The following is a 12,070-nucleotide window of genomic DNA, read 5'->3' as shown; positions in this document are numbered from 1 at the left end:
CCATACCTTCAAGACATGAGGACCAAATGGCCCAAGATACCGTTTTTGCGGCAGAATTACCTTGGCCGGACTATCAGAGACGCGTCCGTCAGGGAAATGTCCCGATTCTCATTCCCTTCGGCTCGATGGAACAGCACGGCCACCACATGCCGATGCATGTCGATGTGCTGCTGCCCACGGAATTCGCCCGCCGCGTGGCGCTTGAGGTCGGCGGCCTCGTGGCCCCGCCCTTCACCTATGGCTACAAATCCCAGCAGAAATGCGGCGGCGGCAATTTCTTCCCCGGCACCACAAGCCTGGATGGCATGAGCCTTGTGCATGCGCTGCGCGACGTGATCCGCGAATTCGCGCGGCACGGCAACCGCCAGATCTGCATCGTCAACGGACATTTCGAAAACTCGTGGTTCATTGCCGAAGGGATCGATCTTGCGCTTCGCGAATTGGGCTGGTCGGGCATTCACGACACCAAGGTGGTGGTGCTGTCCTATTGGGATTTCGTCGATCAGCCCGCCATCGACCGGCTTTATCCCGAAGGCTTCCTGGGCTGGGACATCGAACATGGCGGGGTGCTGGAAACCTCGCTGATGCTGCGCCTTTATCCCGATCTGGTGTCGCTGGAACGCGCTGTCGATCACGCCCCCGCCAGCTTTCCACCCTATGATGTCTACCCCCCGCATCCCGAATGGACCCCGGCGAGTGGCACGCTCTCTTCACCAAGGAACGCCAGCGCCGAAAAAGGCGACATCCTGCTCGATGTCTGCACGCGCGGCATCGTCGCGGCTCTTCAGACCGAGTTTCGCACCAAGGCCCGCGTCGCCGCAGAGTGACCGGCCCAGCCAATCAAGACCAAAACAAAGACCAACACGGAGACCACCCCATGACACGCCCCTCTGCCACACATAGCCGCCGCCGAATTCTGCAGATGACCGCCGGAGCCGCACTTGCCACGCCGTTCCTGTCGATCCGCGCCGCGGCCCAGACCGTCAACCTGTCAATGCTGGCATGGTATGGCCATGCCGAACCCGACATCGTCGGCGCGTTTGAAGAGGCCAACATCGTCAAGTTCACGCCCAAATACTATACCGGCGGCGACAACATGCTGGGCCTCATCGCCCAGTCCCCGCCCGGCACCTATGACGTGATCCTGTCGGACGCAGAATATGTGCAGCAGCTCAATGCCGCAGGCTATATCGAGCCGCTCGATGCCGCCGATTACGCCTTTGACGATTTCTTCCCCGAATTTCAGAAATTCCCCGGCCATTGGCAGGGTGACACGCTCTATTCGGTCATCACCCGCTTCGGCTTTCTGGGTGTCGCGCATAATACCGATGTTCTCAGCGAAAAGGACGCCGCCAGCTATTCGGTCTTCTCCGATCCGCGCGTGACCGGCAAGGTCGGCCATTTCGACTGGCATCTGCCCAATCTCGGGCAAATGAGCCTCGCCGCCGGCAATGGCTCTGCCTATGACATCGACGACGCCGGCTGGGACAAGCTGCAAGAGGCCACGATGGCCATGCGCGGTCAGGTCGGCGGGTTCTTCGATTATGGCGGCACGTTCTCGTCGCTCAATGACGGGCAGATGCTGGCCTTTGCCGGGATCGGCGACTGGATCACCGGCGTGCTGGAAAAGAACGGCGCCAAGGTCCGCACCACCATCCCAGAAGAAGGCGGGCTACAGTGGACCGAGTCCTTCTCGATCGGCAAGGGCACGGCCAATTACGAGATGGCCCGCAAATGGATCCAGTGGATCACCTCGGCCGAGGGACAGGCGAAATCAGCCGACATGGCCGCCTATCCCGCATTGGTGCCCAACAAGAAGGGCTGGGAGGTGCTCAACGCCGACAACCTCGCCGAAGCCAAGCGCCAGAACATGGTTCTGGGTGCCCGCAACGCCATGGACATGATTCGCGAGGGTCGCATCCAGTATCGCCAACTGCCCGTGCAACAAAGCCTCGAGGACTGGAACGACTTCTGGTCCGACTACAAGGGCGCCTGATCCGAGTGATGCCGGGCGCCCGTCTCGCGGCGTCCGGCGGCCTCGTTCCTGCCCCAGTGAAAGCCCGAACACATGACCCGATCCCGCCCCAGCCTGTTTTCGCTCGTGTTGTCCTTGCCGCTGCTGATCTGGCAACTGGCCTTCTTCGCCTTTCCGCTGCTGTTCCTGATCGCCATCAGCTTCTGGAGCGTGCGCAATTTCCAGATGACGCCGGATCTGAATTTCGGCAACTGGGAGCGCATCCTGACACGGAACACCTTCTGGGACGCCTATACGCGCTCGGCGCTTCTGGCCACGGCAAGCGCCGTGCTGACAAGCGCCATCGCCTTTCCCGCCGCCTATGCGATTTCCTTCAAGCTGTCGGAGCGGGCCAAGCAATGGGTGATCTTCGTGCTCATCATCCCGTTTTTCACCAGCTACCTTGTGCGCGTCTACGCGCTGCAGGTCTTTTTGTCGGATGCGGGCATCATCAATGCCGCACTCGGAACGCTGGGGATCGGACCCTTCGCCATGCTCAACACCACCTTCGGCACGCTGGTCGGCATGGTGACGCTGTGCCTGCCGCTGGTCATCCTGCTGCAGGTCTTCAGCCTGAATTTCGTGAACCGCGATCTGGTCGAGGCGGCGCATAACCTGCGCTGCGGACGGCTGCGCACGGTGCTGTCGGTGATCGTGCCCTCGGCGCGGGTGGGGCTGGTCATCGCCGCACTCTTCGCCTTCATCCTGTCCTTCGGCGATTTCGTAAGCCCGCTCTATCTGGGCGGAGGCAACCCGCCGACCCTGTCGATCATGATTACCGACATCACCAAATCCGGCCAGCAATGGCCGCGGGCCGCCGTGGTGGCCCTCATGATGATCGTCACTTTGCTGACAGTCGCCTTCGCCGCCATCAGCTTTGCCTACAAGGAGCGTGGAAAATGACTGGCAACCGAAACCGTCTCATCAATGCAGGTCTCAAGCTTTATATTCTGGTCTGCGTGCTCTTCATTTTCGCGCCGATCCTTGGAAGCTTCGTCTTTTCACTCAACTCGGATCGTTTTCCCTCGCTCCCACTCGGGGACGTCTCGACCGAGTGGTATCGGCTGATCTGGGAAGATCCCTTCGTCTGGGCCGGGTTCTTCAATACCGTGATCGTCGGCCTGATCGTGGCGGTGATCGCCACTGTGCTGGGCTTCGGTGGCGCCTATACCGATTTTCGCTACAACTTTCTCGGCAAGAAGGTCTATCTCGCCCTCGCCCTTCTGCCGCCCACGATCCCGGTGGTCATCATGGGGCTTGCGATGCTGGCCTTTCTGTCGCGGGTCAACCTTTCGGGCAGCACCGTTTCCGTCATCATCGCGCATGGCGTGATGTGCAGCCCCTTCGCCATGGCGATCATCCGCCTGCGCCTGTCGCAGATGGACCGCGACCTCGAAGCGGCGTCGTGGAATCTCGGCGGCAATGAATGGGCCACGTTGCGCCATGTCATCATCCCCTTCACCAAGCCCGCGATCCTTGCCGCACTCTTCATCACGATGGCTGTGTCCTTCGATGAATTCGCCGTGGCCTGGTTCGTTTCCGGTCTCAACGAAACGCTGCCCGTGAAGATCCTCGGCTTTCTGCAGGGCCAGGTCAGCCCGCGTATCAACGCGATCGGATCGCTGGCGTTTCTCAGCTCGATCACCCTCATCATCCTGGCGCAGATGCTGTTGCGCAATTCTTCAAAGGACAGGCCATGAACATGCGTTCCATCATCCAATCCGACGCCATCGTGAAGCTTGAAGGCGTGGTCAAGAAATTCGGCGACTTCACCGCCGTCGAGCGGGCCGATTTCGAGATCGGACGCGGCGAGTTTCTCGCGATCATGGGCTCGTCAGGCTGCGGCAAGACCACGACCTTGCGGATGCTGGCCGGTCTCGAGGACCCCACCGAAGGCAATATCTATCTTGATGGGGTGCGCGTGAACGGCAAGGCCACATGGGAACGCGACACGCCGATGGTCTGGCAAAGCCTGGCGCTCTTTCCGTTGCTGACGGTGCAGGAAAACGTCGAATTCAGCCTCAAGATGCGCGGCGTCGCCAAGGCCGAGCGCGTCACCCGCGCCCGCAAATGGCTGGACAGGATGCAGATCCTGGAATTCGCGGACCGCAACATCGCCCAGCTTTCCGGCGGCCAGCGCCAGCGCGTCGCTCTGGCCCGTGCGCTTGTGACCGAACCCAAGATCCTGCTGCTGGATGAACCGCTCTCGGCGCTGGATGCCCATCTCAAGGTACGGATGCAGGCTGTGCTGTCCAATCTGCAAAAGGAACTGGGCATCACCTTCGTCTATGTCACCCATTCCATGTCCGAGGCGTTTTCCATGGCCGACCGCGTCGTGATCATGAGCCGCGGCAAGATCGAACAGATCGGCACCCCGCAAGAGATCTACCATGCCCCGCGCAACCGCTTCGTCGCGGAATTCCTCGGATCGGCCAATATCTTCAGCGGCACGCTGGCCGACACATCGGACAAGACATGGACGGTCGAAACCGCGCATGGCCGCTTCACCATCGGCTCGACCGCCGCGCCCTCAAGGGCCAAGGGCGACACCGTAAGCTTCATCGTCAGCGCCGAAAACATGGCGATCAGCCCCGTCGCCTCGGGCGTGCCCGGCATCGCCGCACGTGTGGTAGGTGAGGAATTCGTCGGCGCCTCTGCCGTCATCTTTCTCGAAACCGACAGCGGCACCGAATTGAAGGTCCAGAAAAGCCATCACGAGCTGGCCAGCCTCGATCTGCGCCCCGGAAGCAAACATATCCTGCATTGGACCCCGGAATGCTGCCATGTCCTGCCTGGAGAATGACACCTTCGCCGCCCGCGCGCCCATCATTCCGTAAGGGGCCGCGTTCTTTGCGGTCAAGCCCACCACAGGCGTTCGGCATTTCGCCTTTCACCTTCTGCCGGATTTCACGCTTCTGGCCTTCAGCGCCGCGATCGATCCGCTGCGCATCGCCAACCAGCTGGCCCAACAACCGCTCTATCGCTGGACGGTGATGTCCGCCGATGGCAGCCCCGTGGTCAGTTCCTGCGGCATGTCCGTGAATGTCGATCAACCGCTCGCCCCCCTGCCCCGCGAGACCGATATCGTGGTCTGCGGCGGCACCGTGCGCCCAAAACGCGTCAGCCGGGATCTGCTGGCTCTCTTGCGCCAGCACGCGCGCTTCGGAGGGCGTATCGGCGGCATCTGCACCGGCGCCATAGCACTCGCACAGGCCGGCCTGCTCGAGGGCAGGCGCGCGACGCTCCATTGGGAAAACCAACCCGCCTTCCGCGAGACATTTCCCGGCGTCGAGGTGACTGCCAATACCTGCGAAGTGGATGGCCCGATCTTCACCTGCGGCGGTGGGGTCGGTGCGGCCGACATGATGCTCGACCGGATCGAAGCCGATTACGGCCGAAGCTTTGCCGATGTGGTCGCCGATATGTGCCTGCACACGCAACGCCGCGCCCAACGCGCCCCGCAGCGCGCCTCGATCAGCAATGCACTCGACAGCCGCAACCCGCTGCTTGTGCGCGCGATCAAGGCGATGCAGGCCAATATCGAAACACCCGTGAGCATGGATGACCTGGCCGAGGCCGCAGGCTGTTCGCGCCGACAGATGGAACGCCTCTTCGTCAAATACCTGCATCAAACGCCCTACCGCTATTTCCGCGATCTGCGTCTGGATCATGCGCGCAGCCTGATGCGCGAAACCGATCTCAGCGTGACCGAAATCGCCGTGGCGTCGGGCTTTACCTCTCCGGTGGTGTTCACCAAAAGCTTTCGGGCGCGTTTCGGCTATTCGCCAGCCAAGGGGCGCAAGGCCGTCTGACCTTTCCTTCGAGGCGCGCGGACACGCGCCCCCTCACCGATCCCCAGATTTGAACCGCAAGAATCGGCGTGGCACGCCAAGATCCATCACCGGGCTCAAAAGATCGCGCCACAGGCTCGGATCGGAATTGTAGCTGGCGGTCTCGGTCACGCGGTCAAGCCGCAGCGTATCGTCAAGAAGCGTGCTCAGGATTTTCTCGTCCAGCACATAGCGGCCCTGCCGCCCCTCCAGCCGATCCGCCTCCTGATAGGTCAGCCATTTCGCCAGCGTCTTGCGGCTGGCCACGTCCCGGCCCGGATCTACCAGGTAAAACCCGCTGTTCACCCGGCGCACGATATTATCCAGCAACACCGCAACAGGCTGATATTCCTTGGTAACCTGCCGCTTCGGAATATAGTTGAAGCGCTCGGGGTCGCCATTGAAGAACGCCGTGAGCGCCGATCCCAGATCAATGCAGGCCTGCGCCATGACCCATCCCATGACAGCTTCGGGATACATCGACCAATCATAGCGCCGCGCCAGATCGCGCAGCTGCGCGGGGTCCGCCTGCCAGGCCATGGCAAGGTGCTCGTCCTCTGACCCGGTAAGCCAGTCGAACTCCTCAAAATTCTGCATGAAATCGCTCCGCAAGCTATATTGCCATGTCACCCGGTGACAGTCGCGTTTAGATTGTCCCCGGATATCGCAATTTCTTGGGAGCAATTGTGTCCGTTCTGAGGCCATTCCGAAACAAACGCAATATTGCCAGTTTTCTCGCCATGCTGGCGCTGGCGCATGCGCTGGCCGGCCCTGCCCGGGCAGATGCGGCCCTGATAAACGCGGCATATGCCCTGCTCGAAGTCGAGCTTGACGCCAAACTTGATTTCGAGACCCTGCCGCGCCGCGCCGAGCCGGGCATCCGGCTGGATGCCCCCATGCGCGAAGGCCTTGTTTGGCTGGGCGAACGGCTTGCAGGCCAGCAGGTCACAGGCGAGCCGCATGACGTCTTGCAGGGTCTCCCGACAGCGCCGCTGGCGATCGCCGCGGGCCTGCCGGGCGCCGCGCTTTCGGTTGCGCATCACCGCGGATTTGGCTCCAACGCGCTCTTTCCACTTGGCCCCGCCGGGTTTCCCGCGCTCGCCGCGCGCGGCGAAGGATCGGTGGCACTTCTCTTCGATCACGGCCAGCGCGCCATCGGCCTGCGCATTCACAGCGATTACGCCGCCCCGCTTGGCGCCGCGCAACCACAAGGCACACTCACCCTCGCCTTTTACCGGCGCGACGGCGCGCTGATCGGACAGGTCCGCCGCAGGCTGGAGACCGGCATCACCGAGCTGGGCTTTCGGCGCAGCGACGGTATGGCCGATATCGCCGCGATCACCGTCACGAATGACGATCCGGGCGGGATTGCCTTGGACGATATCCTCTATCAAACTGCGCCCATGGCGTTTTGACAACAAAGGGATAGGTCATGCCGAAAGGATATTGGGTCGCGCATGTCGATGTGGAGGACCCGCAAGCTTACGAGGACTACAAAGCCGCCAATGCCGCGCCCTTCGCAGAATACGGCGCGCGCTTTCTGGTGCGTGGCGGCCCCTGCGACACCCGCGAGGGGCAGGTCCGCGCCCGCACCGTGGTGATTGAATTTCCCAGCTATGCCGCCGCATTGGCCTGCTACGACTCACCAGGGTACCAGGCCGCCAAAGCGCTGCGCGACCCGGTCTCGACCGGCGATCTGGTGATCGTCGAGGGCTACGGGGAGTGACATCTTGAACCGATTGCTGGCCGCCTTGCTCGCCCCCAAGCCGCAACCCCTGCCGGAACCGGACGCCAAGCTGGCGCTCGGCGCGCTGATGGTCCGCGTCGCGAAATCCGATCACCTCTACCGGTTCGAGGAAATCCGCCGCATCGACCGGTTGCTGTCCCGCGTCAATGCAATCGGCCCGATCGAGGCGGCCAAGATGCGCGCCACCTGCGAAAAGCTGGAACATGCGTTTCCCGATACCGGGGCGCTGGCGCATCTCATCCGCGAAGCCGTGCCGCATGAGGCGCGCATCGACGCGCTCGAGGCCCTGTGGGAGGTGGTTCTGTCCGACGATGTCGGGCAGGACGAGGAAATCGCCGTCATCCAGACCGCACAAGAGGCACTGGGCCTGTCCGAGGCCGACAGCGACGCCGCCCGCGACCGTGCGCTCAACGAAACCCGATAGCCCTTTTCGCCCCCGACACGAAAGCCTATATTCCCCCCATGTTCGCAGATCTTCTCAAAAAGCTCGTCCAACCCGAACCCGAACCGCTTGACGACGCCGACGCGCGCCGCGCCCTGACCGCCCTTCTGGTGCGTCTGGCGCGGTCCGACAGCCATTACGCCGCCTCCGAGATCATCCGCATCGACCGGATCATTTCGGCCCGGTATCATCTGGACAAATCCGCCGCCGCCGCCCTGCGCGCCGAGGCCGAACAACTGGAGTCCGAAGCGCCCGACACCGTGCGCTTCACCCGCGCCATCAAGGACGCCGTTCCCTATGACGAGCGTGTCGGCGTGATCGAGGCGCTGTGGGAAGTCGCTCTGGCCGACGGGGCGCGCGATCAGAACGAAGACGCCCTGGTGCGGCTCGTGGCCAACCTTCTGGGTGTGAACGACCGCGACAGCGCCTTGGCACGCCGACGGGTCGATCAACGCCCCTGACCGAAGGCGAGGCGAAGCCGAACCGCCCCCCAACGGTGGCCGCCGATGATCCGTGCGCCGTGGCGATTGGATCGGCTGAAAGGCTAATTCCAGACTCGTACGAAATCGCCTGCATATTCGTACGAACCGCCCTCATCCCGCCCAATCGCTCGCCGCTACCGCCCGAAGCGGCATGACCAAACGTCAAAACGGTGCCCAATCGGGCATATCTTTCGTTTTGCAAGTTGCAACATGCAGTTTTTTCTTTCTACTTTCGCAATCACGTGGCCCAACCGACGGACCCAGCATTTGACCAAAGACACGCCTGTCATAGAAATCCGCAACCTTCACAAGGCCTATGGGGCGCTTGAAGTGATCAAGGGCGTTGATATCACCGCCCACCGCGGCAACGTCGTCTCGCTGATCGGATCCTCGGGATCCGGGAAGTCCACCATCCTGCGCTGCGCCAACCTGCTCGAGGACAGCCAGCAGGGCGATATCCTGTTCAAGGGCGAACCGGTCAAGTGGACGGGTCAGGGCCTTGATCGCCATCCTGCTGATTTCAATCAGGTTCTTCGCATCCGCACGAATCTGTCGATGGTCTTTCAGCAGTTCAATCTCTGGGCACATATGACGATCCTGCAGAACGTGATGGAAGCCCCGGTGACCGTGCTGGGCCGTGACCGTGCCGACGTCGAAAAGGCCGCGCGCGCCTATCTCGACAAGGTGGGCATCAGCGACAAATGCGACGCCTACCCGGCACAGCTTTCGGGCGGCCAGCAACAGCGCACCGCGATTGCCCGCGCGCTCTGCATGGAGCCCGAGGCGCTGCTCTTCGACGAACCCACCAGCGCGCTCGATCCGGAACTGGAACAGGAAGTGGTGCGCGTCATCAAGGATCTGGCCTCGGAAGGCCGGACCATGATGATCGTCACCCATGACATGAAGATGGCGGCGGATGTCTCTGATCACGTTGTCTTTTTACATCAGGGCCTGATCGAGGAAGAAGGCGCACCCGACATCCTGTTCAAAGCCCCAAAATCCGAACGTCTGCGGCAGTTTCTCAACTCGACAATGGCCGCGTAAAACATCAATTAACGGGAGCAACCATATGAAAAAAATCATCCTTTCCACTGCAGCACTGGCCTTTTCGGCCAATCTCGCGATGGCTCAGGACGTCGTTCGCCTCGGCACCGAGGGCGCCTATCCTCCGTGGAACTTTCTCAATGACGCGGGCCAGGTTGACGGCTTCGAGCGCGAGTTGGGGGACGAGCTGTGTGATCGCGCTCAGCTGACCTGTCAATGGGTCACAAATGATTGGGACAGCATCATTCCCAACCTTGTCTCGGGCAACTACGATGCGATCATCGCCGGCATGTCGATCACCGACGAGCGCGATCAAGTCATCGACTTCACTCAGAACTACACGCCGCCCGATCCCTCGGCCTATCTGGCGATGTCGGAAGATATCGACCTGACAGCCGGTGTGATCGCCGCGCAATCCGGCACGATTCAGGCCGCCTATATCGCCGAGCAGGGCGCCACGCTGGTCGAATTCGCCACGCCCGAGGAAACCATCGCCGCCGTGCGCAACGGCGAGGCGGACGCGGTTCTGGCCGACAAGTCGTTCCTCACACCCATCGCCGAGGAAGATGCCGAGCTGATGATCGTCGGCCCCGATGTGCCGCTTGGCGGTGGCGTCGGCATGGGCATCCGGGAATCGGATGCCGAATTGCGCGACACGTTCGATGCCGCCATCCAGTCGATGAAGGACGATGGCAGCCTGAACGAGTTGATAACCAAATGGGAGGTTTCCTCGACCTTCTGATCCTCTGATGGGCCGGGCATAGAACCCGGCCCTCCCTCGTCCCGCTCCTCAGACCGGGGCCGACCCCTGCAGGATGCACCGGCATGTTTTCCTACTGCACAGACCCCCAAACGCTGTCAGGGCTCACATGGCTGTCGTGCTACCTGACGACCGGCAAGCACATGCAGTTCTATATCTCCTTCGGGGTTGTGCTTTTGCTGCTGGCGATCACCGCCCCCACGGCGCTGCTGTTCGGCTTCGGCGGAGCGGCGGCGGCACGGTCGCGGATCTGGCCGGTCACCTGGCTGGGCAAGGGCTATATCGCGATCGTCCGGGGCGTCCCGGATATCGCTTTCTTCATGTTCTTCGTGATCGCCCTGGATCAGGGCTTCGAATTGATGCGCCACCAGCTGCTCTGCCCCGATTGGGATCAGCCGATCCGGCAAGGCAATGATTTCGTGGTCTGCACCCAGGCCAAGCTGCCGCTCGGCAATGCGCCGCAATGGGTCCATGAAATATACGGCTTCTCGCTGGCGGTGCTGACCTTTGCAATCGTGTTCGGCGCCTTCGCAGCGAATGTGCTCTACGGCGCCATGCGCGCCGTGCCCCAGGCCCAGCTTGAAACCGCCGCTGCTTACGGGATGACGCGGCGCCAGATCTTCTGGCGCATTCTGGTGCCGCAGATGTGGGTCTATGCGCTTCCCGGTCTGGGCAACCTTTGGATGGTGCTGATCAAGGCGACGCCGCTGCTGTTCCTGCTGGGAATCGAGGATATCGTCTATTGGGCGCGCGAACTGGGCGGCACGGCCAATCCACGTTTCACCGACTACCCGCACGGCGACTGGCGCGTGTGGTATTTCCTTGCACTTCTGGTGTTCTATCTCGGCTTCACCCGGATTTCCGAGGTGTTTCTCGAACGCCTCATGCAGAAACTAACTCATGGGCAGGCCACCACCGGCGGCGACGCGCAGCGAAAGGCCGCCGCATGAGCTGCTGGCAGACCATTCAGGATTACGGCCTGCGCAGCCTCGGCATCGGCGAACGTCTGCTGCCCCGCGAAGACTTCACCCTTTGCGAGCAAGTCACCCTGATCGGCTCAGGCCTGCTTTGGAACATCTATTTCGGCACGCTGGCGCTGCTTGCGGGGTTCTTTCTGGCAACCGCGCTGGCCATCGGCAAGGGCGCGCGCAACCGGGCTATACGTGTCGCCAGCACATGGTTCATCTTCATCTTCCGCGGCTCGCCGCTCTTCATCCAGTTCTTCTTTGCCTATTTCGCATTTCTGTCGCTCAAATCCGTGAGCCCGATCTTCGATCCTTTCACCTCGGCCTGGGCAGGCGCGCTGATCGTGCTGTTTTTCAACACCGCCGCCTATTCCGGCGAGATCTTTTACGGCGCGCTGCGCTCAATCGCCAAAGGCGATGTGGACGCCGCCGACGCCTATGGTTTTTCCGGCTGGGCGCGCTTTCGCCGGATCATCTGGCCCACCATGCTGCGCCTTGCATGGCCCGCCTATACCAACGAGGCGATCTTTCTCTTTCACGCCACGACACTGGTCTTCTTCTCGGGCTTTCCCGCCTGGCAGCAACGCGGCGACGCGCTTTATTACGCCAATTACTTCGCGGACAAGACGTTCAACCCCTTCGTGCCCTACCCGATCCTCGCCGGCTACTTCATTCTGCTTACCCTGATTATCCTCGGCCTGTTCGGCCTGATCAACAGCCGTCTGAACCGGCATCTCCCCAAAGAAGCGCGGCGACGGCTCAAGCTCCGGCTCAACATCATCCGCT

The 12,070-nt window shown here is 61.8% G+C and carries 15 protein-coding genes; 14 read left to right on the top strand and 1 reads right to left on the bottom strand.

Annotated features, from left to right (window positions below):
• The first annotated feature begins 26 nt into the window (after positions 1 to 26).
• The 6 genes from RAZWK3B_RS10015 (at position 27) to RAZWK3B_RS09990 (ending at position 5,826) form a co-directional block, all read left to right on the top strand.
• Entirely contained in the window at positions 27 to 827 is an 801-nt protein-coding gene (locus RAZWK3B_RS10015) for a creatininase (protein WP_007814732.1), read from the top strand.
• Between the two features lie 50 nt (positions 828 to 877).
• Positions 878 to 1,996 carry a polyamine ABC transporter substrate-binding protein gene (locus RAZWK3B_RS10010; protein ID WP_007814731.1) on the top strand — a complete coding sequence of 373 codons (1,119 nt, stop codon included), beginning with the start codon at positions 878 to 880 and terminating at the stop codon, positions 1,994 to 1,996.
• A gap of 72 nt (positions 1,997 to 2,068) precedes the next feature.
• Positions 2,069 to 2,917, top strand: a complete 849-nt coding sequence (locus tag RAZWK3B_RS10005) for an ABC transporter permease (protein WP_007814729.1) — start codon at positions 2,069 to 2,071, stop codon at positions 2,915 to 2,917.
• Positions 2,914 to 3,714 carry an ABC transporter permease gene (locus RAZWK3B_RS10000; protein WP_007814727.1) on the top strand — a complete coding sequence of 267 codons (801 nt, stop codon included), beginning with the start codon at positions 2,914 to 2,916 and terminating at the stop codon, positions 3,712 to 3,714. The genes RAZWK3B_RS10005 and RAZWK3B_RS10000 overlap by 4 nt, the downstream gene beginning before the upstream one ends.
• A complete protein-coding gene (locus RAZWK3B_RS09995; protein ID WP_007814725.1) occupies positions 3,711 to 4,817 on the top strand; it encodes an ABC transporter ATP-binding protein in 1,107 nt (368 codons plus the stop codon). The genes RAZWK3B_RS10000 and RAZWK3B_RS09995 overlap by 4 nt, the downstream gene beginning before the upstream one ends.
• Before the next feature lie 187 nt (positions 4,818 to 5,004).
• Positions 5,005 to 5,826 (top strand): GlxA family transcriptional regulator, encoded by an 822-nt coding sequence (locus RAZWK3B_RS09990; RefSeq protein WP_286131803.1) that lies wholly within the window; start codon positions 5,005 to 5,007, stop codon positions 5,824 to 5,826.
• 33 nt (positions 5,827 to 5,859) lie between these two features.
• On the opposite strand, the gene RAZWK3B_RS09985 is transcribed toward RAZWK3B_RS09990, so the two are convergent.
• Entirely contained in the window at positions 5,860 to 6,441 is a 582-nt protein-coding gene (locus RAZWK3B_RS09985; protein WP_007814712.1) for a hypothetical protein, read from the bottom strand.
• An 89-nt stretch (positions 6,442 to 6,530) separates the two neighbouring features.
• Here RAZWK3B_RS09985 and RAZWK3B_RS09980 point away from each other — a divergent pair, with 89 nt between their 5' ends.
• From RAZWK3B_RS09980 to RAZWK3B_RS09945, 8 genes are all read left to right on the top strand, one after another.
• Entirely contained in the window at positions 6,531 to 7,259 is a 729-nt protein-coding gene (locus RAZWK3B_RS09980; RefSeq protein WP_198133276.1) for a hypothetical protein, read from the top strand.
• 17 nt (positions 7,260 to 7,276) lie between these two features.
• Positions 7,277 to 7,570 (top strand): DUF1330 domain-containing protein, encoded by a 294-nt coding sequence (locus RAZWK3B_RS09975; protein WP_007814709.1) that lies wholly within the window; start codon positions 7,277 to 7,279, stop codon positions 7,568 to 7,570.
• A gap of 1 nt (position 7,571) precedes the next feature.
• Positions 7,572 to 8,015 (top strand): tellurite resistance TerB family protein, encoded by a 444-nt coding sequence (locus tag RAZWK3B_RS09970; protein WP_037295586.1) that lies wholly within the window; start codon positions 7,572 to 7,574, stop codon positions 8,013 to 8,015.
• A gap of 38 nt (positions 8,016 to 8,053) precedes the next feature.
• Positions 8,054 to 8,494, top strand: coding sequence for a tellurite resistance TerB family protein (locus RAZWK3B_RS09965; protein ID WP_007814705.1), 441 nt, complete (start codon positions 8,054 to 8,056; stop codon positions 8,492 to 8,494).
• A gap of 288 nt (positions 8,495 to 8,782) precedes the next feature.
• Positions 8,783 to 9,559 (top strand): ABC transporter ATP-binding protein, encoded by a 777-nt coding sequence (locus tag RAZWK3B_RS09960; protein ID WP_007814699.1) that lies wholly within the window; start codon positions 8,783 to 8,785, stop codon positions 9,557 to 9,559.
• 25 nt (positions 9,560 to 9,584) lie between these two features.
• Positions 9,585 to 10,301 carry a transporter substrate-binding domain-containing protein gene (locus tag RAZWK3B_RS09955; RefSeq protein ID WP_007814698.1) on the top strand — a complete coding sequence of 239 codons (717 nt, stop codon included), beginning with the start codon at positions 9,585 to 9,587 and terminating at the stop codon, positions 10,299 to 10,301.
• Between the two features lie 83 nt (positions 10,302 to 10,384).
• On the top strand, positions 10,385 to 11,269 hold the full coding sequence (locus tag RAZWK3B_RS09950; RefSeq protein ID WP_007814697.1) for an ABC transporter permease: 885 nt from the start codon (positions 10,385 to 10,387) through the stop codon (positions 11,267 to 11,269).
• A partial coding sequence (locus RAZWK3B_RS09945; protein WP_007814696.1) for an ABC transporter permease occupies positions 11,266 to 12,070 on the top strand: 805 nt, incomplete at its 3' end. The genes RAZWK3B_RS09950 and RAZWK3B_RS09945, both read left to right, overlap by 4 nt.

The organism is Roseobacter sp. AzwK-3b, from assembly GCF_000170875.1.
Lineage (GTDB): Bacteria > Pseudomonadota > Alphaproteobacteria > Rhodobacterales > Rhodobacteraceae > Roseovarius > Roseovarius litoreus.
This window is presented reverse-complemented; position numbering and strand designations above follow the sequence as displayed.

Bases quoted from the DNA above. Each gene is read 5' to 3' on its own strand.
- RAZWK3B_RS10005 (WP_007814729.1), top strand. From the start codon at position 2,069: ATGACCCGATCCCGCCCCAGCCTGTTTTCGCTCGTGTTGTCCTTGCCG.
- RAZWK3B_RS09965 (WP_007814705.1), top strand. From the start codon at position 8,054: ATGTTCGCAGATCTTCTCAAAAAGCTCGTCCAACCCGAACCCGAACCG.
- RAZWK3B_RS09955 (WP_007814698.1), top strand. From the start codon at position 9,585: ATGAAAAAAATCATCCTTTCCACTGCAGCACTGGCCTTTTCGGCCAAT.
- RAZWK3B_RS09975 (WP_007814709.1), top strand. From the start codon at position 7,277: ATGCCGAAAGGATATTGGGTCGCGCATGTCGATGTGGAGGACCCGCAA.
- RAZWK3B_RS10000 (WP_007814727.1), top strand. From the start codon at position 2,914: ATGACTGGCAACCGAAACCGTCTCATCAATGCAGGTCTCAAGCTTTAT.
- RAZWK3B_RS09995 (WP_007814725.1), top strand. From the start codon at position 3,711: ATGAACATGCGTTCCATCATCCAATCCGACGCCATCGTGAAGCTTGAA.
- RAZWK3B_RS09950 (WP_007814697.1), top strand. From the start codon at position 10,385: ATGTTTTCCTACTGCACAGACCCCCAAACGCTGTCAGGGCTCACATGG.
- RAZWK3B_RS10015 (WP_007814732.1), top strand. From the start codon at position 27: ATGGCCCAAGATACCGTTTTTGCGGCAGAATTACCTTGGCCGGACTAT.
- RAZWK3B_RS10010 (WP_007814731.1), top strand. From the start codon at position 878: ATGACACGCCCCTCTGCCACACATAGCCGCCGCCGAATTCTGCAGATG.
- RAZWK3B_RS09985 (WP_007814712.1), bottom strand. From the start codon at position 6,441: ATGCAGAATTTTGAGGAGTTCGACTGGCTTACCGGGTCAGAGGACGAG.